Here is a 25476-nt window from a genome sequence, read left to right as displayed (position 1 = left end):
GATGATTTCCTTAAGGGGCCAGAATGCTGGGGGGCACGACACGGCAGCAGGGCACCGGGAGGCCTGTATGAAGTCTAGAGTTATCGATCCAATCATGCGTCTCGACGGTCAAAAGTGGTTCTCACGCCTCAAGGTGAGTCTGTTTTCCTGTTTCTTTCTGGTGTCCGGTGTGCAGGCGCATGCGGACGCCGGGTTCAATCAGTTCCTCCGCGATTTCTGGCCGTCGGCCCAGTCCTTCGGGATCAAGCCCGATGTCTACAATCGCGTCTTTGTCGGCATGAAGCCTGACGACGATACGTTGCGGCTGATGAACAAGCAGTCGGAATTCGTCAAGCCGATCTGGGAATATCTCGATAGCGCCGTCTCCGACACCCGCGTTTCTCGCGGCAAGGAGCTGCTGGTGGAATACCGGGACGTACTGACCGCGATCGAAGCGCGCTACGGCGTTGACCGCGAAGCGGTGCTGGCGATCTGGGGCATGGAAACCAACTACGGCAGCTTCATGGGCAAGCACAATGTGGTGCAAGCTCTTGCAACGCTCGCCTATGCCGCGCCGCGTCGCCAGGAATTCTGGCGCAAGGAGCTCTTGAAAGCGCTCTACATCGTTCAGGGTGGGCACGTCCGTTTTGAAGACATGGAAGGCTCCTGGGCAGGTGCAATGGGCCATACCCAGTTTATGCCGACCAGCTGGAATGCCTATTCAGTCGATTTTGATGGCGACGGACGTCGCGACATCTGGACCACCATTCCGGACGCACTCGCGTCGACAGCCTTCTATCTGAAGAAGCATGGCTGGGAGACCGGCAAGACGTGGGGTTATGAAGTGGCCCTGCCGTCCAACTTTAACTACAGCCTCGCAGATGACGAGACCACCATGACCCTTGGTGAGTGGGAGCGGCGTGGTGTCGGGCGTGTGAATGGACGCGGCTTCCCGCGCGCGTCAGACCGGGCGATTCTGGTTTTGCCAGCTGGCGTGAACGGCCCGAAGTTCCTCATGTTGAAGAATTTCTATGTCATCAAGCGCTACAACAATGCGACCGCCTATGCTCTGGCCGTTGGACATCTGTCCGACCGGATCATTGGTGGCGGTGCTCTGGTCAGCGATTGGTCGCGCGATCATCTGCCTCTCAAGCGCAGCGAAGTTGCGGAATTGCAGAATGCGTTGAACCGCAAGGGATTCAACGTTGGTAGCGCAGATGGCCGGATCGGTCCGGCGACACGCAAGGGCATTCGGGCCTATCAGGTGTCACGTGGCATGGTGCCCGATGGGTATGCGTCGGTAGTTTTGCTGGCGCGCATCCGTCAGGGAAGCTAAACTCGTCCGAGGAATTCGGATCGGAGTTGTTGGCGTGTTGAGAACTTTCCTTGATGGAAAGAAAATTTGGGGTGGCAGCCGTATCGGCTGTCACCTTTTGCTTGTCTGGGCCTTGGCGGTGATGCTGGGCGTCTCCTTTGTGGGCAGACCTGTGCTCGCCGAGGGCATGGGGCAGAGCTTTCAAGTGGCACAGGCCGAGGGGTTCAATCCGTTCAAGTCCTTCTTCAAGATGTTTCAGAACAAGAAGGAACCCAAAAAACAGCAGGCGCCGAGAACGACACGCAAACGTGCTCCGGCGGCTGTTCAGGCGGCGCCGAAAATCGAGGAGTTGCCCAAGAACCCGGATGCTGGCGTCATCCTTGTGGTTGGCGACGAAATGGCAAAGGGACTCGCTGAAGGCCTTCGCCATTCCCTCGCCAATCAGCCTGCCGTGCGGGTTGACATGCTCATTCACGAGCGCCGCGGTCTGGCCGGTCTGGAAGCGCCGAACTGGGAAGCCGATGTGCTTTCACGGGCACGCGGTGCGAGTGTCGAGGCAGTGGTCGTCATGCTCGGAAGCCGGGATCGGGGTGAATCCCTTCCGGGGGATCCTCCGGTCGCTTTTTTGAATGACGGTTGGTCGTCCGCCTATCTGAAGAAGGTTCAGGGGTTGGTACGGGTGGTTCGGCGGGAGCGCCTGCCGATTGTCTGGGTCAGCCTGCCGCCAACCGGTGCAAAGAACCGGAATGATGATTTTCTGGAGCTCAACAGTCTGTTTCGCCGGGCCGCTGAAGATCGTCGGACGCGGTTCGTCGACATATGGGACATTTTCCTGTCAGAGCAGGGCACCTATTCCTCCTACGGTCCGGATGTGGACGGCAAACGCCGCAAGCTGCGCAGTGACGACAGGATTGGTTTTACCTGGGCCGGAAACCAGAAGGTTGCCTTCTTCGTGGAGCGTGAGCTGCTTCGCTTGCTCGGCGGATATGGCGGGTTGGCGTTTGAAGGCGTCGAAGATGACCCGAACTTCATCGTCCTGACCGGTCGAACAACCTCCCCGGAGGCCGAGCTTCTGGGCGGCGATGCCCGCATTCAGGATCCGGACAAGGGCAGTGCTACCTACGGCTTTCTTGTTCGCGGTGAAAACCTGCCGAGAGTTCCGGGGCGGGTTGACGACACCCAATTGCAATAAACTGGGCTCCTATGGAAAAGGCCGCCCTTTTTATGGGGCGGCCCTCGTTTAGTGCATTTTCGATAAGTGGTGATCAGCGAGGCAGATCGCTCTTGCCGGTGAGGAACTCATCCACGGCACGGGCTGCCTGACGGCCTTCACGGATCGCCCAAACCACGAGCGACTGGCCACGACGCACGTCGCCTGCGGCAAAGACCTTGTCCATGCTGGTCTTGTAGTCGTTCGTATTGGCCTTGACGTTGGTGCGTCCGTCCAGTTCCAGCTTTTTGCCGCTTTGGGCAATGTACGTGTCGAGCAGCGGACCGGAAAAGCCGATGGCCGCCATGACGAGATCCGCACGCAGGATGAACTCGGAGCCCTCGATCGGAATACGCTTTTCATCAACGCGGGCGCATTTGACGCCTGTCACGCGGCCTTCTTCGCCCACGAGGGCGAGCGTTGCTGCGGAGAACTCGCGTTCTGCGCCTTCAGCCTGCGAGGAGGATGTGCGGAACTTCGTCGGCCAGTAGGGCCAGACCGCCATCTTGTCTTCCTTGATCGGCGGGATCGGGCGGATGTCCAGCTGGGTGACAGAGAGCGCGCCCTGACGGAAGGCTGTTCCGACGCAGTCAGAGGCTGTATCACCGCCGCCGATGACGACGACATGCTTGCCGCCAGCCCAGATCGGCGCAGCGTTGGTTGCCGGTTCTCCGCCAACGCGGCGGTTCTGCTGAACCAGATAATCCATCGCCCAATGGCAGCCTTCCAGCTCCATGCCGGAGACACCCGGGTCGCGAGGGCGTTCGGCTCCCGCACACAGGATGACCGCGTCGTGACGCTCTGCAAGGTCTTCCATCGATTCGTTGACGCCGACATTCACCCCGTAGTGGAAGGTCACGCCTTCTGCCTCAAGCTGCTCGACGCGGCGGTCGATATAGTGCTTTTCCATCTTGAAGTCGGGAATGCCATAGCGCAGCAGGCCGCCGGCCTTCGGTTCGCGCTCATAGACGTGAACCGTGTGTCCGGCGCGGGCAAGCTGTTGTGCTGCTGCCATGCCGGCCGGACCTGCGCCGATGATTGCAACTGTCTTGCCGGTCTTGATCGGAGCTGGTTGCGGAACGATCCAGCCTTCGGCAAAGCCCTTGTCGGCAAGCGCCTGTTCGACGCTCTTGATGTTGACCGGAATGTCTTCGATGTTGAGTGTGCAGGCTTCCTCGCAAGGCGCCGGGCACACACGACCGGTGAATTCCGGGAAGTTGTTGGTCGAATGCAGGTTCTGCACGGCCAGTTCCCAGTCGCCCTGATAGACCAGATCGTTCCAGTCGGGGATCTGGTTGTTGACCGGGCAACCGGTCGGGCCATGACAGAACGGGATGCCGCAATCCATGCAGCGCGCCGCCTGACGTTCAATTTCGCTGTCGTTCAGCGGAATGGTGAACTCGCGGAAGTGACGAATACGATCGGATGCCGGCTGATACTTTTGTTCCTGCCGGTCGATTTCCATAAATCCGGTGACCTTGCCCAAGGTGACCTCCTCAAATTTCCTGGCTTCACGGGTGAGCTGCCATCGGGCGCTTTGGCGCCCGAGAGCTTCCTGTGGTGTCTGTTACTCGGCTGCGACCATTCCCAGACGCTGCTGCTCCATTTCGCGCAAGGCGCGGCGATATTCGACCGGCATGACCTTGACGAATTTCGGCCGGTAGGTGGTCCAGTTGTCCAGGATTTCCTGGGCGCGGGTCGAACCGGTGTAGTCGATATGTTTTTTCAGCAGTTGACGCAGGCGTTCGTCATCGTGACGGGTCATGTCGCCGGTCACGTCAACGCGTCCTTTGTGCTCGATGTCACCGCCATGGTGGTGCAGCTTTTCCAAAAGGTCGTCTTCTTCCGTCACCGGCTCCAGTTCGACCATCGCAAGGTTACAGCGAGAACCGAAGGATCCATCTTCGTCGAGGACATAGGCGATCCCGCCGGACATGCCTGCCGCGAAGTTGCGGCCTGTCTGGCCGATAACAACGACAACCCCGCCGGTCATGTATTCGCAGCCATGGTCGCCAACGCCTTCGACAACCGCAACCGCGCCGGAGTTGCGAACGGCAAAGCGCTCGCCTGCAACACCGCGGAAGTAGCACTCGCCGGTGGTCGCACCATAAAGCACTGTGTTGCCGACGATAATGCTGTCTTCAGGTACGATCCGGGTGTTTTTCGGCGGATGCACGATGATCCGGCCACCGGAAAGACCCTTGCCGACATAGTCGTTGGCATCGCCTTCCAGCTCGATGGTTACACCCTTGGAAACAAACGCGCCGAACGCCTGACCTGCGGTGCCCGTCAGCTTGATCTGCAAGGTGCCATCTGGAAGAGCCTTGCTGCCGTAGCGCTTGGCAATCTCCCCGGAGAGCATAGCGCCGACCGAACGGTCAACGGAACAGATCGTTTCGTTGATGACCGTAGGTTCCTTGCTTTCCAGGGCAGGGCCGGCTGCTGCGATGAGGCGACGGTCGAGAATGTCGACAATCGGGTGTTCCTGTTTTGCGGTCCAGCGAATTTCCTCGTTGCTTGCTTCCGGCATGTGGAACATGCGGGAGAAGTCGAGGCCCTTGGCTTTCCAGTGATTGATTGCCGCTTCCTTGTCGAGGAACTCCGCGCGGCCGATCAGGTCATCGAGCTTTGCTACACCAAGAGATGCCATCATCTCGCGAACTTCCTCGGCGACGAAGAAGAAGTAGTTCACGACATGCTCCGGCGTGCCCTTGAAGCGCTTGCGCAAAACCGGATCCTGCGTGGCAATCCCGACCGGACAGGTGTTGAGGTGACACTTGCGCATCATCAGACAGCCTGCGGCAATCAGCGGGGCGGTGGCGAAACCGAATTCGTCAGCACCAAGCAGTGCGCCGATGAGGACGTCGCGACCGGTGCGAAGACCACCATCAACCTGAAGGCAAACGCGTGAACGCAGGCCGTTCAGAACGAGGGTCTGCTGGGTCTCTGCAAGACCCATTTCCCACGGGCTTCCGGCATGTTTGATTGATGTGAGCGGTGAAGCGCCCGTTCCGCCATCAAAACCGGAGACGGTAATGTGGTCGGCGCGTGCCTTGGCAACACCAGCCGCAACCGTACCAACACCTACCTCGGATACCAGCTTGACAGAAATGTCGGCAGCCGGGTTCACGTTTTTAAGATCGTAAATCAGCTGAGCCAGATCCTCGATCGAGTAGATGTCATGGTGCGGAGGCGGAGAAATCAGGCCCACGCCCGGCGTGGAGTGACGCACCTTTGCAATCACCGCATCAACCTTGTGACCCGGAAGCTGACCGCCTTCACCGGGCTTTGCACCCTGAGCGACCTTAATCTGGATCATGTCGGAGTTGACGAGATATTCCGTGGTCACGCCAAAACGACCGGAGGCGACCTGCTTGATGGCAGACCTTTGCGGGTTCATCTTGCCATTCGGAAGCGGGTTGAAGCGTTCGGGCTCCTCGCCGCCTTCACCAGTGTTCGACTTGCCACCGATCTGGTTCATCGCAATGGCAAGGGTCGTATGAGCCTCGCGGGAAATCGAGCCGAATGACATGGCACCGGTGACGAACCGTTTCACGATGTTTTCTGCCGGTTCCACCTGTGAAATATCGATCGGCGAGCGACCCAGTTCTTCCGCACTTCTCACCCGGAACAGGCCGCGGATGGCAAAGCGCCCGCTCTCCTTGTTCACCTCATTGGCAAACTCCCGATATTTTTCCGGCAGGTTGGAGCGCACAGCGTGTTGCAGGTAGGCAACGGAGTCCGGTGTCCACATGTGGCTCTCGCCACGTGTGCGGTAGGCGTATTCGCCGCCCACTTCCAGCGAACGACGCAGGATCTGGACATTGCCGAAGGCAGCTGCCTGACGCTTGACCGTTTCCTTGGCGACTTCGGCAAGGCCAATGCCTTCGATTGTCGTAGCGGTTCCGAAGAAGAACTTTTTGACAAAATCGCTGGAAAGGCCAACAGCGTCGAAGATCTGCGCGCCGCAATAGGACTGGTAGGTCGAGATGCCCATCTTGGACATGACTTTCAGGATGCCCTTGTCGATGGACTTGATGTAGCGGCGAACCACTTCGTTCGCGTCAACCTCTTCCGGGAAATCCAGCTCTGCATGCATGGACAGAAGGGTTTCGAAGGCAAGATACGGGTTGATGGCCTCGGCACCATAGCCTGCAAGGACGCAGAAGTGATGCACTTCCCGGGCTTCGCCGGTTTCCACAACGAGTCCCACGGACGTGCGCAGACCTTTGCGGATCAGATGATGGTGGACAGCGGCCGTCGCAAGCAGCGCCGGGATGGCAATGCGGTTCCGCGAGATCAGGCGGTCCGACAGGATGATGATGTTGTCACCGTCCAGAACAGCCTTCTCTGCCCGCTCACACAGGCGGTCGAGGGCAAACGACATGCCTTCTTCGCCTTTGTCGGAATTGTAGGTGATGTCCAGCGTCTTTGCGGAGAACTGGTTGTCGGCAATGTCCCCGATGGCGCGAATCTTCTCCAGATCCTCGTTCGTCAGGATCGGTTGGCGTACTTCCAAACGTTTGGAGGTGGAAGCACCCCTCAAGTCGAAGATGTTTGGCCGGGGTCCGATAAAGGACACAAGGCTCATCACCAGCTCTTCGCGGATCGGGTCGATCGGCGGGTTCGTTACCTGCGCAAAGTTCTGCTTGAAATAGGTATAGAGCAGCTTCGACTTGTCCGAGAGCGCGGAAATCGGCGTGTCCGTGCCCATGGAGCCAATTGCTTCCTGACCAATGGTTGCCATCGGCTGCATCAGGAGCTTGATGTCTTCCTGCGTATATCCAAAGGCCTGCTGGCGATCGAGTAGACTTTCGCCGGCAACAGGCGCGCGGCCACGCACTTCCGGCATGTCTTCGAGAACGATCTGCGAGCGATGCAGCCAGTCCTTGTAGGGGTTGGCTGTAGACAGCTCGCGCTTGATCTCGTCGTCGGAAATGATGCGGCCCTGCTCAAGGTCGATCAAGAGCATGCGGCCCGGCTGGAGGCGCCACTTCTGGATGATCTTTTCTTCTTCGACCGGCAGAACACCGACTTCAGAAGACATGATGACAAATCCATCGTCCGTGACAATATAGCGGGCCGGACGCAGGCCGTTACGGTCCAGCGTCGCGCCGATCTGGCGACCGTCGGTGAAGGCAACCGCTGCCGGGCCGTCCCACGGCTCCATCAGGGCAGCGTGATACTCGTAGAATGCGCGGCGGTTGTCGTCCATCAGCGGGTTGCCGGCCCAGGCTTCCGGGATCAGCATCATGGCTGCATGAGCGAGCGAGTAGCCGCCCATGACGAGAAACTCGAGTGCGTTGTCAAAGCATGCCGTGTCGGACTGGCCTTCATAAGAGATCGGCCAGAGCTTGGAGATGTCCTCGCCGAGGATCTCGGACGACACAGACGCCTGACGGGCTGCCATCCAGTTGACGTTGCCGCGCAGGGTGTTGATTTCGCCGTTGTGGGCAACCATCCGGTAAGGGTGCGACAGATCCCAGGACGGGAACGTGTTGGTCGAAAACCGCTGGTGAACCAGAGCAAGGGCGGAGACGAACCGGTCGTCCGTCAGGTCCTTGTAGTAGGCTCCCAGCTGGTATGCGAGGAACATGCCCTTGTAGACGATGGTCCGGCTCGACATGGAGACCACGTAGAAACCTTCCTTCACGGCGTCTGTTTCAGCGCGGACGGTGTTCGAGATTACCTTGCGGAGCACATAGAGGCGTCGCTCAAAGGCATCCTGATCTTCATCGCTCTTGCGACGAATGAAAATCTGGCGGGAGACCGGTTCTGTTGCCGCAATGTCCGGTGCCTTCGAAAGGCTGGAGTTGTCGACCGGTACGGACCGCCATGCCAGCAGTTCCTGACCTTCCAGACCTACAACCCGTTCAACGATCTCTTCGCACTTCGCGCGAAGGGCATCGTCCTGTGGCATGAAGAAGAAGCCAACGCCGTATTCGCCCTCTGCGGGCAGCGTCTTGCCTTCCTGTGCCAGTTCGGCAGCAAAGAATGCATGGGGGATTTGTACCAGCATGCCGGCACCGTCACCCATCAGCGGGTCTGCGCCCACAGCGCCGCGGTGTGTCAGGTTGACGAGAACCTGAAGACCGTCAGCAATAACCTTGTGAGAGCGCTCTCCGTTCATGTGGGCGACAAAGCCCACACCACAGGCGTCGTGTTCGCGAGACGGATTGTAGAGCCCGTTTTTGGCGGCCAGATCCAACCGAGTTCGCAGGGCGGTTTTCGACGCGGTGGTCGTTTCGCTCCCGGTTCTCAAGGCTGTGCTGGTCGTCAGCTCTATCTTCGTCATGTGCGCGCCCTCAATGTTCATAGCCACTCTCCATCACAGCGCCGGGGTCCGTTCGGGTCACGCTCCTTTCGGAAACGCGGCTCGTGCGACTACCCAGGCCGTCGGCCGTGGCTTTGCCGAAGTATTTAACGTCTCGCCGCCTCCAGGCGAACCGCTCCCTTTGACGCAGCGTGGATAATTTCGCTGCCGGGAAACGTCGTTCCCCAAAGACCCTGCCCTGCAACCAGTGGCAGTTTGGCCTGGTGCCCGGATATCATGTCCTTCACTGGCAGAACTTGCAGGAAGTGATGTAGATGGGACAGTGATCCTGTCCTATTCCGAGCGGCGCGACCATGCCACGTTTCCTTGCCGGGGGCAAGAGAGATTATTTGGCTGGGTATTATATAAGTTCCAGAATGGTGTTTCTATTTATTCGAAAGGATCGCTGTTCAGTCAGTTTGCGAAATTAAATTACGTCCGGATATATTGCTCACAGTCTGATCGCGGTAATGTCATCGGGCTTTTATTTCACAACCGGAGGGCTGCGTACCACATTCAGGGGTGAGGCAGATGTCAGGGAATGTCTGCCACCAGGAGTTTAGTCGCTCGCAGAGGAGAACATGATGAAAAACAAGGCCATGTCCGCAGCAGTCGTTGCAGGTGCCGTTGCTACCGCTCTCGCCGGAATGTCCGCGTCTATCCCGGCCCACGCCCAGGCGAAGGAAAAGTGCTACGGCGTTTCGCTGAAGGGCAAGAATGATTGCAAGGCAGGCCCGGGAACGACCTGCGCTGGAACGTCGACCGTCGACTATCAGGGCAATGCCTGGACTCTGGTGCCGAAGGGCGATTGCGTAAAGTTCGGCGTCGATGGTGGTGATTTCAGCCTGCCGGATGGCCGCAAGGGGTCTCTTTCCGAGCTTGATCGCGATCTGCCTGAAGCGTAAGCCGCGGATTCTTAGACTTGCTTCGGGTGGACCAACAGGTCCGCCCGGCGCACCCCAGACGGGGCAGGGAGGATTGACATGCCGACACGTGAAAACGAGCCATTTGGAGCGGATCATGTCATCCCGGCGCGCGCGGGCGTCGGCTTCAAGCCGGAACATGCGCCTGAAATTCTGTCGCGGGTGCGAAGCGTTTCCTTCTTTGAAGTGCATGCCGAGAACTACATGGGGGCAGGCGGTGCACCGCATCGCATTCTGGAAGCCATCAGAGAGAAGTATCCGCTTTCTCTTCACGGCGTCGGATTGTCCATCGGCGGAGAAGGCCCGTTGGACCGCGAGCACCTTGCGCGCCTCAAAAGCCTGAATCAACGCTACGAACCGGGATTGTTTTCCGAGCATCTGGCGTGGTCCACGCATGACACGACCTTTTTCAATGACCTGTTGCCGGTGCCTTATACTCGCGAAACGCTGAACCGCGTGTGTGATCATATTGATGAAGTGCAGGACGAGGTCGGGCGGCAGATGTTGCTCGAAAACCCGTCCACTTATGTCGCCTTTGCCCAATCGACCATGGGTGAAATCGAGTTCATTGCCGATGTTGCAAAGCGGACGGGATGTGGCTTGTTGCTGGACGTGAACAATGTGCATGTTTCCTGCACGAACCATGAGCGGTCCGCGGCAGATTACCTTCACGATTTTCCCATGGAATTGGTTCAGGAAATCCATCTGGGTGGCCATGCCCCTGATGTGGATGATCTTGGTCGTCCGCTGCTGATTGATGCGCATGACCGGAAGGTGGATGAACAAGTCTGGCGGCTTTATGAAGATGTGATCACCCGCTTTGGCCCGATTCCGACACTCGTTGAGTGGGACAATGATGTGCCGAACTGGCCTGTTCTGGTGGAAGAAGCGCAGGCCGCGGATGCGATCCTGAGCAGGGCGGGATCGACTGCACTGCGGAAAGCTGTCTGACATGCCAGCCAGTCGGGGGTTTTCAGACACATTTGGTGATGCGTTGTTATCCGCGAATGTGCCGGTGCCGGAAGGTGTTGTTGGTCCGGATGGTCAACCTGCTCCCAAACGCTTCAACGTCTACCGCAATAATGTGGTGGTGAGCCTTTGCGAAGCGATGGCGGCCACGTATCCGGCTATCCAGAACTTGGTCGGCGAGGAGTATTTCACGGCCCTCGCGAGAGAATTCGTGACACAGCACCCTCCGACTTCTGCGGTGATGCTCTGGTACGGTGGCGATTTCCCGAGCTTTATCGATGCGTTTCCCCCGCTCGCCGATTATCCTTATCTTGGTGATGTGGCTCGGCTCGAATGGAGCTGGCTGGTTTCTTATCATAGCGCAGATGCTGCCCCGCTGGACCCCGCCGTGCTTGGCAGTTTGCCGACGGAAGAACTGCCAGAAGCAAGGTTTCAGGCTCATCCAGCCACTCAACTCCTCAGCTCACTCTGGCCAATTCATACGCTTGTCGAAGCGAACCGTTTTTCTGTCGGGTCGAACAAGCCGGTCGATATGGCCTCGGGGGAGGCAGTTCTTGTAACGCGCCCGGATGTGGATGTGGCGCTGACTGCCCTGCGAGCAGGAGGAGATGTGTTTTTCAAAGCCCTGCTGGACGGTGAGGCGCTGGGTAGCGCTGCATCGATGGCTCTTGAGGCCAATGAGGGCTTTGATCTTTCTGAAAATCTGGCTGATGCCTTGAAAACAGGGGCGTTTGCCGCTCTGATGTGAGCTAGGCTGCAATCAGAATTAAAGACAGAGACAGCTGCGTGGAGGCGAAATGAGTGGTTTGATTGGGGTGTTTTATCGGCTCTATAACGGCATTTTCGGACTGCTGGAGAGGCTGACCGATGGCTGGTTTCTGGGGGTCACCGCCAGAGCGATCTTTGCGTCCGTGCTGCTGGTTTTCTTCTGGAACTCGGCGATGACCAAGATCGACGGCAGTTTCATGAACATTTTCGCTCCGGGAGCAGGTGCCTATGCGCAGATGTTTCCGTTGATGATGGAAGAAGTCAGCTACGATATCAGCCAGATTGCCTTCTTTCCTTACGGTCTGATCGTCCTTTTGGGCACCTGGGCTGAATTCATCCTGCCTGCACTGGTGGTGATTGGTCTGTTTACTCGGGCGGCGAGCTTGGGAATGATCGTCTTCATCGTCGTGATGTCCTATGTCGATGTCACGGGTCACGGGGCTGACGCCAAGACCATCGGGGCGCTGTTTGACGGCGACCCTTACAGCGTGATCTCAGATGATCGGCTTTTGTGGATCTTCCTGCTGATGGTGCCGATGCTGAAAGGGGCTGGCTTCCTGTCGGTCGACAGTTTGCTGGACGCCTATTATCGCAAGCGGGAACAGTATTATTGAACAGAGCACTTGCTTCGTTCGAACGGGGTGACCTACACCGATTGTCATGAACTTTGCGAGTGATAACTGGACTGGTGCAACAGCCGCCGTGATGGCGGCCCTTGCCCGTCACAATACCGGCGTTGCCTCCGGTTACGGAACCGATCCGCTCACCGATGCGATGACGAAGCGGTTCGCCGAGATTTTCGAGCGGGATGTTGCCGTCTATTATGTCGGCACGGGGACTGCTGCCAATTCTCTGGCGCTGGCCGCCTATGCAAAACCGGGTGGCGCCTATTTTGGCCATCAGGATTCGCATATTCAGGTGGATGAATGCGGCTGTCCGGAATTCATGACGGCGGGTGGTCGCATCGTTGGTGTTCCGGGCGAAAACGGAAAGATCACCCCGCAGGCCTTACGGGAAAAGATGGCGGCCTATCCCGATGGTGTTGTGCACCACGGGCAGGTCGCTGCCGTTTCCATCACGCAGGCGACCGAATGCGGGACCATCTACACACTTGATGAGATCGCGGCGATCAAGGCCGAGGCGACAGCCCGCAAGATCCCGTTGCACATGGATGGGGCCCGCTTTGCCAATGCGCTGGTGGCACTTGGCGTGACGCCTGCCGAAATGACCTGGAAATCCGGTGTCGATGTTCTGTCCTTTGGCGCAACCAAGAACGGATGCTGGTGCGCGGAGGCTGTTATCTTCTTCGACCTGGAAGCTGCGCGCGGCTTCGAGTATTTCCGCAAGCGCGGCGGACATCTGTTCTCAAAGAGCCGGTTCGTCTCAGCCCAGCTTGAAGGCTATTTCGAAAATGATAACTGGCTGGATACTGCGCGGCATTCAAATGCCATGGCACAGGTTCTCAAGCAGGGCATTGATGCTGTTGGAGGTGCCAGATTCCCGTGGCCGGTAGAAGCGAACGAGTTGCTTCCGATCATCAAGCGGTCGATGGCTGAAAAACTGGAAGCGGGCGGCGCCAAGTTCTATGGATACCCGACCGGCTCCTTGCGACAGGAAGATCAGCCTGCCGAAGACGAGGTGATGATCCGCCTTGTGACCAGTTTTGCCACGACGGAAGCCGATTGCACGGCATTTCTTGACCTGATGAAGTCCTGACACAAAAACAAAGGGCGCCCGGAAAACCGGACGCCCCTGATTTCGGCCAGCTCTCAGCCCGTATGGCTGATTCTTCGCCGGATAGCGCTTAGTGCGGCTTGTTGTCGATCTGCTTGGGAGACGCAGTCCCGTTGCCAATCTCGATCTTGCGCGGCTTCATCGTTTCAGGCAGCTCGCGAACCAGATCAATGTGCAGCAACCCGTTTTCCAGGTGCGCTCCCTCCACGCGGACGTATTCCGCGAGCTGGAAGCGGCGTTCAAAGGCGCGTGAGGCAATGCCGCGATAAAGGATCTCGCGGTCCTTTTCGCTGTCCTCGGACTTTTCGCCCTTGATGGTGAGCGTGTGTTCCTTCGCCTCGATATTCAGATCGGATTCTGCAAATCCTGCGACTGCCATTGTGATCCGGTAGGCATTTTCGCCGGTCCGCTCAATGTTGTACGGCGGATAGGTCTGTGTGTCGGAAGTGTTCGCATCCAGCATGGAGAATAGGCGGTCAAAGCCAACGGTGGAGCGATAAAGGGGTGAGAAATCAAAGTGACGCATGGTTTCGTGTCCTCATCTTGAGCAACATCTGACGTGTTTCAACCAGCTTCCCGAATTAAGTGGCAAAGCCGGTGAAGTCTCATGCGGACCCGGCATTCCGGCGCCCGCTCTTGTGAGATGGGTATTCCCTTTTTTCGTGTCAAGAGGTGCTTCGCGGACGGAAAAATGCGCTGAACGCCAGATGAACGATGCCTTCCGGTTGGGTTCAAGGAGGCAGGCCTATTCTTTTCTTGACGCTTGGAAACGGCAAGCGAACCGAAGGAGAATAGCCATGACCAATTTGCAGACAGCCGCCCGTTCCCTCTTCGCAGGATTGCTGATCACCGGCGCAGTCCTTGGAGCAACCCAGGTACAGGCTGCATCGCCGATGCAGTTGAGCCCTTCGCCGTATGTAACCGTTGCCAAGAAGGGTGCATCCGCAACGCAGGATGTCGACTATCGCGATCGCCGGGGTCGCCCCGGCTGGCATGACGGCGGCTCGGAAGCCCGTCCCCTGCACCCGCGGCAGATTCGTAGAAGCCTGCGCCATCGGGGTTTCCGCGCGATTGATATCGTTGATCGCCGTCGTGGAGCCTATATCGTTCATGCCATTGGTTGGCGCGGGCATCCGGTCAAACTTGTTGTTGATGCGCGGACTGCAGAAATCCTGCGGCGCAAGCCCATCCACCATGGGGGTGGTCGCGGCGGCCCGGGCGGCAGCTTCGAATGGAGCTACCGTTGGTAAAAGGTTCTTGATGGGCGCAATCGGCCAGACAGATTGCGCCCAACGCGCTTGTGGGGGAAGGCTGCAGGGGATATCACTGAATCACCTGAGTTTCGTGCGAAGCCTGAATGAAGCTGATCGATCATCCCGACAATCCGATTCCCGCCGATGCGGTCTGCGGATATGTGAAAGCATCCGACGGTGTCAGGTTGCGCTACGCACATTGGCCGGCTCTTGGTCCGGTGCGCCACGGCACTGTGACCGTCCTTCAGGGGCGGGCGGAATTCATCGAAAAATACTTTGAAGTGATTTCGGATCTACGTGGCCGCGGCTTTGCCGTGATCACGTTTGACTGGCGAGGGCAGGGTGGATCGGACAGGTTGACCCGCAATCCGAGAAAAGGACACGTTTCGGATTTCGGACAGTATCGGGACGATCTCAGAACGGTCCTCAAACAGGTTTCGCTCGCCGAGTATCCCGGTCCTCATTTTGCCCTGGCTCACTCAACCGGCGGGGCGATTCTTCTGTCCGATACCGCTCGACTTCGCACAATGCTTGACCGGGCTGTCATCACTGCGCCGCTGCTGGCTTTCCCAAGAAGCGGGCATGAAGGGCGATTGCTGGCTCCCTTGCGCTTCTTGCGGAAGGTCCTGAGCCTCGGTCGTCATGAAGAAGACTATTCTGAACGGCGTATGGGCGCGCCGTCGACGGCGATCGAGCGTTTCGCGTTTCCTTTGGCTCGGCTGCTTTGTCTTCTCGGGCTGGGTCGCACCTTCATTCCAGGGGGCAAGGCCGAGCTCCATGTGAGCTTCGAGACGAACCTGCAGACATCCGATCCTGCGCGTTTCAAGCGGTTCAACGAGGTCTTGCGCCAATCTCCGGAACTTGGGATCGGAGCGCCGACCATCGGATGGGTCAAGGCTGCGGCCAATTGCATGGCGCAGCTGAATGCCCGGGAATTCGGGCCGTCCATGAAACTGCCTAGCCTGATTGTTGCCGCAGGGCATGACCGCATTGTCTCGACGCCTGCCATTGAGGATTTCTGCTCACGAACGGCGGCGGCGGGGTATCTGGAGATTCCCGGAGCCGCGCATGAAATCCTGATGGAAAAAGACAGATATCGGGACCAGCTCTTTGCAGCCTTCGACGCCTTTATTCCCGGCAAGGATGGGTGATCGAAGATCAACCTACCTTTGACAGGCGTTTCAGCAGGATCTCGTGGAGCTCTGCACAGCCGCTTGCAAGAATGCGCCCGCCATTTGCCGGTGAGCCGCCCGTCCAACTCGTGACGACACCTCCTGCTCCTTCGATGATCGGGACAAGGGCAACAATATCATAGGCCTGCAAGCCCGATTCGATGACGGCGTCGGCGAGACCGGCCGCCACCATGCAGTATCCATAACAATCGGTACCATAGCGGGCGAGCTTCACGTCTGCCTCTATCGCGTCATAGACAGGCCGTTCCTCGGCAGTGAAGAGCGCCGGAGTGGTGGTGAACAAAATCGCGTCGGAGAGCTGCGAGCAGGCGCGTGTTTGCAGCGTGCGATCACCAAGCGGCCCGGTGTACCAGGCGGACGAGCCGTCGCCTGCATAGCGCTCGTTCACATAGGGCTGAACCATCATGCCAAGGCTGGGTTTGCCATTCGTCGTGAGACCGATGAGCGTGCCCCAGGTTGGCAGCCCGGTGATAAAGGCACGGGTGCCGTCGATCGGATCCAGAACCCAGACATTTTCGGCGTTCAGATTTTCCGGCCCATATTCTTCACCCAGAATGCCATGGTCGGGAAATCGTGCATTGATCAGAGCCCGCATGTCCTTTTCCGCTTGCCGATCAGCAACAGTGACAGGATCAAACCCGGAGGAGAGCTTGTTTTCGACGGCATTTTGAGCGCGAAAGTGGGGGATGGTTGCCTTGATGGCCGCATCAGCAAGCTCATCCAGAAAGGGGCGAAAGGCATCGGAAGAGGTCATGTCGGTTCTCGCTGCTGCAGGCACAAAGAAGGGAACTTGAGGTCTTCTGCCATATTTCAATTGTGATTTCAGCAGCTTCTTCGAAGAAAAAAGGGATGCCTTTCGCGAACCTTGTTCGAGACATGATCAGAAAAATTTCCCCTACGTACTTTTTGGGACTTGAACTTTGTGCGTTGCAATGTACATTTGCTGCAGCGCGAAAGGCTTCGGCCGAGTACCGCCGCCCTCAATGGGCGTTTCCTCCCTAGACTCTGGCCGCCTATTTTTGGGCGGCCTCTTTTTTTGTGCAAAGTGGTCGACAGAACAGCGTGTTATTCCGCTGCGATAGCTCCGGCCGGTAGTGTCGCGTCCGGCATTGCTGTCAGCTCGCGCGCAAAATGGACGAGATCGTCCCTTAGCCGGTTGAAGCCGGAATGGAGCGTCTGGTCGCCTTCATTCAGATAAAGACCGCGATTTATCTCGACCTGCAGCGCGTGCAATCCACTGTTCGGACGCCCGTAATGCTCGGTGATGAACCCACCCGCATAGGGTTTGTTTCGGCAAACCCGATAGCCAAGTCCGGTCAGCGTCTCATAGGCAAAGTTCATCAGGTCAACCGAACAGCTCGTTCCGTAGCGATCACCCAGAACAAAGTCCGGTCGCGCCTCGCCGGATTGGGTTTTGACCGTGGATGGCATGGAATGACAATCGATCAGAACAGCGTAGCCAAAGGTTACATGCGTTTGCGCCAGTAGCCTACGCAGCGTCGAGTGGTACGGCTTGTAGATGTCCTCGATGCGTTGGAGGGCTTCCGACACAGGCAGGCGGTGCTTGTAGATCTCATGGTTTTCGCTGACGATCCGGGCAACCGTTCCAAGCCCGCCGGCCACCCTTATGGATCGGACATTCGCATAGGATGGTAACCGACCGTCGAACATCTTCGGATCGAGTTCGTAGGGTTCGCGGTTCACATCCAGATAGGCGCGCGGAAAATGCGCTCTCAGGAGCGGAGCGCCAAGCGTCACGACACCACTGAAAAGATCGTCCACATGGGCATCTTCTGATCGGCGGATGGACGTCTCGTCCAGACGAGAGGCGTTGAGGAAGCTCTTGGGATATTGTCGCCCGGAGTGAGGCGAGTTGAAGACGAAGGGTAGCCGCTGGTCTGCGGGCGTCAGGACCTCAAAAGGTGGAAAGCTATTGAAATCCGGATGTGCCACGTGTCCCCGCGTGTCCGTTGATCTTCATTCAGGCGTTTTTTGTTCCCTACTGGATAAGTATGGTGCCAAGGAATTAACATGCAGTCCACAAATTCCGGAAGGAATCCTCTGGATAGCGGTTTCACCCTATCTTTACGGCCAGTTCCGATTATAACCGGAAAATGAGAAATCCGCGTGGGGCTCTCGCCTCAATCAACACTGCACAATAATGGTTTGACACAATGCCGCGTATTCTTCTTGCGGAAGATGATAACGATATGCGCCGCTTTCTTGCCAAGGCACTGGAAAATGCCGGGCATGACGTGGTGTCCTTTGACAACGGCAAGAGCGCCTATGAGCGTTTGCGCGAGGAGCCGTTCTCGCTGCTCCTGACCGACATCGTGATGCCGGAAATGGACGGGATCGAGCTGGCTCGGCGGGCCACGCAACTTGACCCGGATCTGAAGGTCATGTTCATCACCGGTTTCGCTGCCGTAGCCCTCAATCCTGAGTCCAATGCGCCCAAGGATGCGAAGGTTCTGTCGAAGCCGTTCCACCTGAAGGATCTGGTGCACGAAGTGGATAAAATGCTGGCCGAATAGGCCGGTATCTGCCGTTTTTGTCCCCGGTTGTGAAGTTCTTTCACAGATCAGTAAAAAGGGGACTTGCAAGGGCGGCGGAACCTCGTTATACCGCACCCCACCACGGCGGTAAGACGCCGTTGGCCGAAGAAATTCGGGCGTGTAGCTCAGCGGGAGAGCACTTCGTTGACATCGAAGGGGTCACAGGTTCAATCCCTGTCACGCCCACCATTTTCTGGCTTCTTGTAGGGTTGAGAAGCTTTGAACCGGTCCCAAAGGGGCAGGCTTGAGCGACGGGAAGCTGTCGCCGCCGGACTTGGGGATCAAATAGCTGAGCGCCGGTGGCGCTCTTTTTATGTTAGGCAAGTGAGGCCCTTTCGGGGGACAGCGTCATGAAGATTAAGAACTCGCTCAAAGCTCTGATGGGCCGTCACCGTGACAACCGCATGGTTCGTCGTAAGGGCCGCGTCTACATCATCAACAAGAAGAACCCGCGCTTCAAGGCTCGTCAGGGCTGATTTTGGCCCGCCTTGTGTGAGCGAGGCTTGGGACAACGCGATTTTCGCTCGGTTCGCCAGTTGACCGCCGCATCCAGTGGTTCATAATTACGGGTATGCGGCTGTTCTTGTTGAAAATCCTTATTGTTGCAGGGTGCAGCGCGGCTATCGCGCAGCCTACGCCTGACCTTGGGCCGGAGAGTACTCCTCCGTCTCTTGATGATCTTCACGCGCTTCCTGATCTGGACGTGGAAGACACGGCCAAGGTCGTGTCGGACGGCGAAGAAGATATCAACGAGCTTGATGACCTCTTTTCCAAGCTCGCTTCTGCGAAATCAAAACCTGAGGCGGACAAGATTGCCCGCGATATCCAGATCGCCTGGCTTCAGTCGGGCAGTGATACCGTGGATGTTCTTATGGAGCGCGCAGCGACCGCTTTGCGTTCCGATGACACCGGTCTTGCACTCGACCTGCTTGATGTTGTGGTGAGCCTGCGCCCGGAATATGCGGAAGGCTGGAACCGCCGGGCGTCGGTCTTCTACATGCAAGAGCAGTTTGGCAAATCTCTCGCGGATATTGAGCGCACGCTAGCGCTGGAGCCGCGCCACTGGGGCGCTCTTTCCGGCCTGGCGATCATTCAACGACGGCTGGGGAAAGATGCGTCTGCGCTGGAGACTTTCAAGCGAGCGTTGGCCATTCATCCCGAGCTTGATAATGCCAAGTCAGCGGTCAAGGACCTCGAAGAGAAGGCTGAGGGTGAGCCTGCCTGATCAAGGCCTCTCCAATTCCGAATTTTTGCACAGCAAAAAGGGCGGCTCCGGGCCGCCCTTCTTCTTCCACTCTACCTAATCGATTGAATGGTCAAACGGCGCTGCGCCCGTCGCTGCCGACAAAGGCAATGCGCAACATGTTCGTTGTTCCCGGTGTGCCGAAAGGAACACCTGCGGTGACGATGATGCGCTGTCCCGGCTTTGCAAAGCCTTCCTGATGCGCAATGTGGCAAGCGCGATCAACCATATCGTCCTCGTTTGCCGCATCCTCGCTGACGACGCAGTGCAGGCCCCATGCAAGGGCAAGACGGCGGGCGGTCGCCAGTACAGGCGAGAGCACGATAAGCGGCGTGGAGGGACGTTCGCGGGACGCGCGAAGACCGGTGGCACCCGAGGTCGTGTAGCAGATGACGCCAGCAAGTTTCAGCGTTTCGGCGATCTGGCGAGCAGCTGCAGAAATCGCGTCGGCACCGGTTGCTTCCGGATCGGTCCGCTGGGCGTGAATGATCTGCAGGTAATTGCGATCCTGCTCGACCTGCTGAGCAATCTTGTCCATCGTCGAGACAGCTTCGATCGGGAACGAACCTGCAGCCGATTCTGCCGAAAGCATGACGGCGTCGGCACCTTCAAACACGGCAGTCGCAACGTCGGATACTTCGGCGCGGGTCGGCACCGGAGCGGAAATCATTGATTCCAGCATCTGCGTTGCAATGACAACCGGTTTGCCGGCGCGGCGAGCCGCGCGGGTGATTTGCTTTTGCAGGCCAGGAACCTGTTCAAGCGGCATTTCCACGCCAAGGTCACCGCGGGCCACCATGATGGCGTCGGATAGCTCGATGATCTCGTCAAGGCGGCCAACCGCCTGAGGCTTTTCGATCTTGGCCAGAACGCCGGCCCGGCCACGGGTGATCTTGCGGACTTCGGCAATATCGTCCGGCCGCTGCACGAAGGAGAGCGCTACCCAGTCGACATTCTGCTCGAGGGCTGCAATCAGGTCGCGGTGATCCTTCTCGGTCATCGCGCTCGTCGCGATTTCCGAATCGGGAACCGATACGCCCTTGCGGTCTGACAGCTTGCCACCCACGATGACTTCGGTCACCGCGCGGGTCGCGCTGGCTTCGGTCACCCGAAGCTGGATCTTGCCGTCGTCCAGAAGCAGGCGATGTGTCGGCTCAAGAGCTTTCAGGATTTCCGGATGCGGAAGGTACACGCGCTCTGCGTTGCCCGGCGCCTTGTCGTTGTCGAGGACAAAAGTTGCCCCGTTCTCCAGCATCACCGGGCCATCGGCAAAGGTGCCAACGCGCAGTTTCGGCCCTTGCAGGTCCGCCAGAATGCCAATCGGACGCCCAACCTTCTCCTCGACAGAACGAATGCGGTTAACCAGCATTGCCAGACGATCATGATCCGTGTGGCTCATGTTGATACGAAATACATCCGCACCAGCACGCCACAGGTTTTCGATGATGTCTTGTTCTGAGGAGGAGGGGCCGAGCGTTGCAAGAATCTTGACTCGTCGGTTACGCCTCATCGCCCACCTGTCCCCTGTTGCACGGGTTCCGTCAGCTGGACAGTCCAGCTGCTTTGTTCTCCCGTGTCTATTTCAAAAAATCCGGTTCGCTCATAGCCGCGAGCGACACAGTCCTCGATACCGCGAATGGTGAATTCCTTGTCGCGCGTGCACATGAAGGCCCGCCCGCCCCACTCACCAAGCTGATCGTAGTCAACTGCGTAAATGTAATAGTAACGTGACACAAGGGCGCCGGGAAACAGTGTCTCGCAGCTGTTGGACCCGATGTTCCACCAGCCTTCGGTGACCCAGCCTTCCTTGTCCTTGTAACCTATGGCAACACCAACCTTGCTTTCGGTCTTGTTGCACAGTCTGAGATCTGCCCATGCCGAATTGCTGCCGGCAGCCAGGGCCACCATTGCAAGGCCCATCATTGCGAGCGCTTTAGACATTTTACCCGACTTGCGACGGGAGACGACTTGACGTCGTTTTGTGGTTTCAAGCATCGCTGATCATTCGTCTTGCGGCTTTGTAGACTCTAGCTTTTTGCGCGTCTACCTGGCTATTGTCAACGTTCCCATGGCAAAACCCGTTGACAGAAGCGTGGGAAATTCGGGGCGTGAAGTGCAGGAACAAGAAATGTTGGCTCCTTATGCTTTAACCCCCATGATTGAGGCCGTATGAAGGCGGGGAAACTCTTTTGGCTGCATAACCATTGGTGGAAAATACTTGGGCGACATTTTCCTGGTTGAGTGACCGCCTGTCGGGTAAGGCACTCTTAGGCGACAAAGATGAAATTTACCTTGCCCCGTGCCAACATTGGCGGATATGGAACCCGCAATCCAATCTGCGGGCCACCCATCGATCATGTCGTCACACCTATCATCAGAACCCTTCGCTCCCTATGAAGCGCTGGATGGAAATCTGGATCGGGGCCTGTTGCTGCTTTGCGATCATGCCAGCAACACGGTTCCACCCGGTTACGGGGATCTGGGCGTGCCGAAAGAACAGTTCGAGCGCCATATCGGTTATGATATCGGGACAAGGGCACTGACACATCTCTTGGCAGAGCGCCTGGGGGTGCCGGCGCTTCTGACGACCTATTCTCGCCTGTTTATCGACCCCAACCGCGGGGAAGACGATCCGACAATCATCATGCGCCTTTCTGACGGTGCGGTTGTGCCGGGAAATGCCAAGGTGGATGCGGATGAGCGACGCCACCGGATCGAGCACTATCACCGCCCGTATCATGATGCGATTGACCGCACGCTTGATGCGATGCTGGAAGTTGCGCCGCCACCTGTTATCATTTCCATCCATAGCTTCACCCCGGTCTGGCGGGGTGTCCCGCGGCCCTGGCATGGAACAGTGCTGTGGGATTCGGACCCAAGAGCGATATTCCCGTTTCTGGACGGTCTGCAGGAGCGCGGAGATCTTGTCGTTGCCGATAATGAACCTTATGACGGCGCTCTCAAGAATGACACGATGTACAGACATTGTACGTCGCGTGGCCTTGCTCATGCCCTGTTGGAAGTGCGGCAGGACCTGATTGGGCATGAAGCCGGGATTGTGGAATGGGCGGATCGTCTTGAACCGATCTTGACTGGGCTCGCCGAGCGGGCAGAATGCCGCGAAATCCGTCATTTCCCGTCTCGGTGCGACTGACCTGATTTTGCGTTCGGTTGCTGCGAGGCCAGTGCCAGAAAGAGAATTGAAAGTGGACGACCAGACCAAAACAGAACTGGAAGCTGCCGCATTCCGTCGGCTTGTCAGCCATCTGCGCGAGCGGACCGATGTTCAGAACATAGACATGATGAACCTCGCCGGATTTTGCCGGAACTGCCTGTCAAACTGGTATCTGGATGCTGCCGAAGCAAAGGGTGTTGAACTCGACAAGGCTGCTGCCCGTGAAATGGTTTACGGCATGCCGTATGACGAGTGGAAGGCGAAACACCAGCTTGAGGCAAGTGACGAACAAAAGGCCGCTTTTGAACTGAACAAGCCGTCTCATTAAGCGGCTGTCAGGAAAGTCGATCTATCAACGGGCTCCATAATGCCCTCGCTTTGATTCGGTGAGGCAGGTGTGTACTGCCTTTCCGAAAAGACAGACCAACAAGGAGAATATGCATGTCCGATCCGGGCGGAGTAGCTGGCGATCAGCTTCGCGCATTTGTCGAGCGCATCGAGCGCCTCGAAGAAGAAAAGAAAGTCATCTCCGATGACATCAAGGACGTTTATGCCGAAGCCAAGGGTAACGGTTTTGACGTGAAGATCCTGCGCAAGGTGGTTTCTCTTCGCAAGAAGCAGCCGCATGAGCGTGAGGAAGAAGAAGCTGTTCTCGATCTCTACCTTCAGGCACTGGGCATGATGGCAGGTTCGGGCAACTGAGGCTGATGCCTGCCGCCTTTGGCGGCAGTGGTTTTGAATACGAAAAAGGGCGGCTCCAGAGCCGCCCTTTTCTTGTTTTTGTTCTGTGAAGCTTTTACCGCGTGTAAGTCACGGGGAGCACGATCACTGCCGGACCATCAAACCGATCGGTTCTGAGAGAGCCGTATGGGCTTGCACTGAAACCGCCGGTTACGAACCGATTGGTCGGCGCAAAGAAGTTTTTCATCTTGCGCTGGTTCGGATGGTGCAGAGAGGCAAAGAGCGCGCGGCGCATGGTGCCTTCACCGGACAGCAGCTTCGGTTCGCTCTTGTCAGGCAGTCCTGCAAAGCCAGCCAGCGGATCCTGGATCTGGTCCTTCGGGATGCGACCGGAGACCGACTGCTGCGGTTGGGCCTTGCGCTGGGCAACCGGCTTTTGCGGCGCGTGGGCAATGGCCTTTGATTCAAGACTTGCCCGAAGTGCGACCGGTGTCGCCGATGCAGAAGCATAGGCAAGCGTCGTTGCCGGGCGAAGGGCCGGTGTCGGAGCGGGTCCTGTACTTGTGGCAGCAGCTATTGCAGAAACCGCATCATCAACCGGAGAGGCCGGCGGGATCGGAATGCCCGCTGCAATCTGCTTCTGTTTCACTGCTGCGTTCAGGCTGGCGGTGATGAGTTCCGATTGCGGCTTTTGGTTGGGAACGATTGCTGCAACTTCAAACCGAGCAGGTGACGGTGGCGGTGCCGCCGGATTCGGCGCACCGGTTTCAAGGGCCACACGCTGAGCGTCAAGCGTGCCGGGTGCCGGAGGCTGGGCGCTTGCGACCTGAATGCCGGGAGCCGTGAAGTTTCTCGGCTTCGGTGCCGGTGCAATCTTCGCCAGAACAACAATGTCCTGTACTTCCGGCGCGGGCTGTTGTTCCGGTGCCGGGAGAGCCTCGGGCGCAGGAGTAGGTTCGTCCCCGACTTTAGCCAACGGTATCGGCGGGGCCTGAAGAACCGGCGAAGGAGCGGAGGCGGCTGGCGTTGCGTTGACTGTTCGTGCCGCAATAGCGCCTGGAGGCGTCGGCCGGTCCTGCGGGCTGGCATCGTCGTTGGTGAACAGGGAGGCCAGCAGACTGCCACCACCGCCAGATTGACTGCGGGGGGCTGCGCTCGGGCGTACGACATCGCCGCTGGAGAGGCTCTGCCCCGTTGTCCGCGGTGCTGGTGCGTCGTTTGAGGCAACAATGGTCGGGCGTGAGGAGCGGCCGTTGTTCAGCTTTGCCAGGCGGCCTGACTTGGCATCTGCCAATGCCAGCTTATAGCCGGAAAGCGGCTTGCCGTCGGAGGGTACGTGAAGTGTCTTGCCGTCCGGGAACACTTGCGCCAATTGCTGGCGGGTCATCTTCGGCCAATGGCGTACGTTGCCGGTGTCCATGTGAACGAAGGGTGATCCGGACTTCGGATAATAACCGACGCCACCAACCTGCTTGCGCATGCCGGTTTGCCGCAGCTTTGAAAGGTTTACGCCGGGAATGAAGAAGTCCATCGCCTTGCCGAGCGTGTGCTGGCTGTTCTTCGCAACGCCCTTGGAGCGGCTGCGAAGCATATTGTTCGTTGCCGGAGAGCGGTAACTGGAAACAACGTGGATCGGCTTGCTGGCCCCCACTTCCTGATAGACTTCCCAAACGAGGTCCAGGAGGCGCGGGTCAATCTTGGTCGCTTCGTTCCGGCGCCAGTCGCGCAGGAAATGGTTTGCATCTCGCAAGGCAGACGGAACGTATCGTCCGTTCTTCTTGAACGTGATGGAGACGCTTTCCTTGGTATGGTTGTTGTACAGCTTCAGGGTCCGCGTCTCTGCCTCTGCAGCGCCCTGAAACGTGCCGAACAGGAATGCCGAACATATTACAGCAATAGCCGTAATACGTTGCACGCCAGATACGGCACCATATGCACCCGATCGTTTACGCAATAATCTGACTCGCCGTAGTGAAAGGCCCTCGGGCCACGTCCCAAAAAATCCCCAGCAGGACATCATCTTAAACCGGTGGTGGTTAAGAAGCCTTTACCTTGATTGTAGATGCGAGAAGATCGTGGCAGAATTGCAACGCTTCCACAGAATTTCCGGAAAATTAGCGTTATGCACGGTTTGGTGCAAGGTGGATGATGGTGTTACCCGCAGA

General features: G+C 57.8%; 23 protein-coding genes and 1 tRNA gene. 16 read left to right on the top strand and 8 right to left on the bottom strand.

Annotated features, from left to right (window positions below):
* Positions 1 to 67 precede the first annotated feature (67 nt).
* The gene (locus F0155_RS01425) at positions 68 to 1315 is read left to right on the top strand and encodes a lytic murein transglycosylase (RefSeq protein ID WP_150522683.1); all 1248 of its coding nucleotides are present in this window, start codon (positions 68 to 70) and stop codon (positions 1313 to 1315) included.
* Positions 1316 to 1349: 34 nt separating this feature from the next.
* A complete protein-coding gene (locus tag F0155_RS01420) occupies positions 1350 to 2486 on the top strand; it encodes an SGNH/GDSL hydrolase family protein (RefSeq protein ID WP_208999074.1) in 1137 nt (378 codons plus the stop codon).
* A gap of 73 nt (positions 2487 to 2559) precedes the next feature.
* On the opposite strand, the gene F0155_RS01415 is transcribed toward F0155_RS01420, so the two are convergent.
* Together F0155_RS01415 and gltB are read right to left on the bottom strand one after the other, a co-directional pair.
* Positions 2560 to 3990, bottom strand: a complete 1431-nt coding sequence (locus tag F0155_RS01415) for a glutamate synthase subunit beta (protein WP_150522682.1) — start codon at positions 3988 to 3990, stop codon at positions 2560 to 2562.
* An 81-nt stretch (positions 3991 to 4071) separates the two neighbouring features.
* A complete protein-coding gene (gene gltB, locus F0155_RS01410) occupies positions 4072 to 8799 on the bottom strand; it encodes a glutamate synthase large subunit (RefSeq protein ID WP_150522763.1) in 4728 nt (1575 codons plus the stop codon).
* A 602-nt stretch (positions 8800 to 9401) separates the two neighbouring features.
* On the opposite strand from gltB, the gene F0155_RS01405 reads away from it, so the two are divergent.
* The 5 genes from F0155_RS01405 (at position 9402) to F0155_RS01385 (ending at position 13193) form a co-directional block, all read left to right on the top strand.
* A complete protein-coding gene (locus tag F0155_RS01405; protein WP_150522681.1) occupies positions 9402 to 9722 on the top strand; it encodes a BufA1 family periplasmic bufferin-type metallophore in 321 nt (106 codons plus the stop codon).
* 78 nt (positions 9723 to 9800) lie between these two features.
* A complete protein-coding gene (gene bufB / locus F0155_RS01400; protein ID WP_150522680.1) occupies positions 9801 to 10691 on the top strand; it encodes an MNIO family bufferin maturase in 891 nt (296 codons plus the stop codon).
* A gap of 1 nt (position 10692) precedes the next feature.
* Positions 10693 to 11457 carry an HvfC/BufC N-terminal domain-containing protein gene (locus tag F0155_RS01395; protein ID WP_150522679.1) on the top strand — a complete coding sequence of 255 codons (765 nt, stop codon included), beginning with the start codon at positions 10693 to 10695 and terminating at the stop codon, positions 11455 to 11457.
* Between the two features lie 49 nt (positions 11458 to 11506).
* Positions 11507 to 12091 carry a DoxX family protein gene (locus F0155_RS01390; protein ID WP_150522678.1) on the top strand — a complete coding sequence of 195 codons (585 nt, stop codon included), beginning with the start codon at positions 11507 to 11509 and terminating at the stop codon, positions 12089 to 12091.
* 46 nt (positions 12092 to 12137) lie between these two features.
* The gene (locus tag F0155_RS01385) at positions 12138 to 13193 is read left to right on the top strand and encodes a threonine aldolase family protein (protein WP_150522677.1); all 1056 of its coding nucleotides are present in this window, start codon (positions 12138 to 12140) and stop codon (positions 13191 to 13193) included.
* Between the two features lie 88 nt (positions 13194 to 13281).
* Here the strand turns inward: F0155_RS01385 and F0155_RS01380 are convergent, their stop codons facing one another.
* Positions 13282 to 13737, bottom strand: coding sequence for an Hsp20 family protein (locus F0155_RS01380; protein WP_150522676.1), 456 nt, complete (start codon positions 13735 to 13737; stop codon positions 13282 to 13284).
* A 271-nt stretch (positions 13738 to 14008) separates the two neighbouring features.
* On the opposite strand from F0155_RS01380, the gene F0155_RS01375 reads away from it, so the two are divergent.
* Together F0155_RS01375 and F0155_RS01370 are read left to right on the top strand one after the other, a co-directional pair.
* Entirely contained in the window at positions 14009 to 14461 is a 453-nt protein-coding gene (locus F0155_RS01375; protein WP_150522675.1) for a hypothetical protein, read from the top strand.
* A 107-nt stretch (positions 14462 to 14568) separates the two neighbouring features.
* On the top strand, positions 14569 to 15615 hold the full coding sequence (locus tag F0155_RS01370; protein WP_150522674.1) for an alpha/beta fold hydrolase: 1047 nt from the start codon (positions 14569 to 14571) through the stop codon (positions 15613 to 15615).
* Between the two features lie 7 nt (positions 15616 to 15622).
* Here the strand turns inward: F0155_RS01370 and hisN are convergent, their stop codons facing one another.
* Positions 15623 to 16411: a histidinol-phosphatase gene (hisN, locus tag F0155_RS01365; RefSeq protein ID WP_150522673.1), complete on the bottom strand. Its 789-nt coding sequence runs from the start codon at positions 16409 to 16411 to the stop codon at positions 15623 to 15625.
* Positions 16412 to 16722: 311 nt separating this feature from the next.
* On the bottom strand, positions 16723 to 17610 hold the full coding sequence (locus F0155_RS01360; RefSeq protein ID WP_150522672.1) for an N-formylglutamate amidohydrolase: 888 nt from the start codon (positions 17608 to 17610) through the stop codon (positions 16723 to 16725).
* A gap of 221 nt (positions 17611 to 17831) precedes the next feature.
* Here F0155_RS01360 and cpdR point away from each other — a divergent pair, with 221 nt between their 5' ends.
* The 4 genes from cpdR to F0155_RS01340 all read left to right on the top strand — a co-directional run bounded on the left by cpdR (position 17832) and on the right by F0155_RS01340 (position 19437).
* The gene (gene cpdR, locus F0155_RS01355) at positions 17832 to 18191 is read left to right on the top strand and encodes a cell cycle two-component system response regulator CpdR (RefSeq protein ID WP_150522671.1); all 360 of its coding nucleotides are present in this window, start codon (positions 17832 to 17834) and stop codon (positions 18189 to 18191) included.
* Between the two features lie 135 nt (positions 18192 to 18326).
* A tRNA-Val gene (locus F0155_RS01350) sits at positions 18327 to 18401 on the top strand.
* Positions 18402 to 18562: 161 nt separating this feature from the next.
* Positions 18563 to 18688 carry a type B 50S ribosomal protein L36 gene (ykgO, locus tag F0155_RS01345; protein WP_008551489.1) on the top strand — a complete coding sequence of 42 codons (126 nt, stop codon included), beginning with the start codon at positions 18563 to 18565 and terminating at the stop codon, positions 18686 to 18688.
* A 110-nt stretch (positions 18689 to 18798) separates the two neighbouring features.
* Positions 18799 to 19437, top strand: coding sequence for a tetratricopeptide repeat protein (locus F0155_RS01340; protein WP_208999072.1), 639 nt, complete (start codon positions 18799 to 18801; stop codon positions 19435 to 19437).
* A 91-nt stretch (positions 19438 to 19528) separates the two neighbouring features.
* On the opposite strand, the gene pyk is transcribed toward F0155_RS01340, so the two are convergent.
* Both pyk and F0155_RS01330 read right to left on the bottom strand, forming a co-directional pair.
* Positions 19529 to 20965, bottom strand: coding sequence for a pyruvate kinase (pyk, locus tag F0155_RS01335; protein WP_150522669.1), 1437 nt, complete (start codon positions 20963 to 20965; stop codon positions 19529 to 19531).
* On the bottom strand, positions 20962 to 21378 hold the full coding sequence (locus F0155_RS01330) for a DUF1036 domain-containing protein (RefSeq protein ID WP_244303449.1): 417 nt from the start codon (positions 21376 to 21378) through the stop codon (positions 20962 to 20964). The genes pyk and F0155_RS01330 overlap by 4 nt, the downstream gene beginning before the upstream one ends.
* 433 nt (positions 21379 to 21811) lie before the next feature.
* On the opposite strand from F0155_RS01330, the gene F0155_RS01325 reads away from it, so the two are divergent.
* From F0155_RS01325 to F0155_RS01315, 3 genes are all read left to right on the top strand, one after another.
* The gene (locus F0155_RS01325) at positions 21812 to 22609 is read left to right on the top strand and encodes an N-formylglutamate amidohydrolase (protein ID WP_150522667.1); all 798 of its coding nucleotides are present in this window, start codon (positions 21812 to 21814) and stop codon (positions 22607 to 22609) included.
* Positions 22610 to 22661: 52 nt separating this feature from the next.
* Positions 22662 to 22958, top strand: coding sequence for a DUF1244 domain-containing protein (locus tag F0155_RS01320; protein WP_150522666.1), 297 nt, complete (start codon positions 22662 to 22664; stop codon positions 22956 to 22958).
* 113 nt (positions 22959 to 23071) lie between these two features.
* Complete coding sequence (locus tag F0155_RS01315; protein WP_150522665.1) at positions 23072 to 23332, top strand: DUF2312 domain-containing protein; 261 nt, start codon at positions 23072 to 23074, stop codon at positions 23330 to 23332.
* 94 nt (positions 23333 to 23426) lie between these two features.
* Here the strand turns inward: F0155_RS01315 and mepK are convergent, their stop codons facing one another.
* A complete protein-coding gene (gene mepK, locus F0155_RS01310) occupies positions 23427 to 25226 on the bottom strand; it encodes a peptidoglycan L,D-endopeptidase MepK (RefSeq protein ID WP_244303444.1) in 1800 nt (599 codons plus the stop codon).
* Positions 25227 to 25476: the final 250 nt, after the last annotated feature.

This window comes from Roseibium sediminis, assembly GCF_008711325.1.
In the GTDB taxonomy this organism is placed as follows: Bacteria; Pseudomonadota; Alphaproteobacteria; order Rhizobiales; family Stappiaceae; genus Roseibium; species Roseibium sediminis.
Note: the sequence above shows the minus strand (reverse complement) of the source record. Positions and strands in the feature narration are given on the sequence as shown.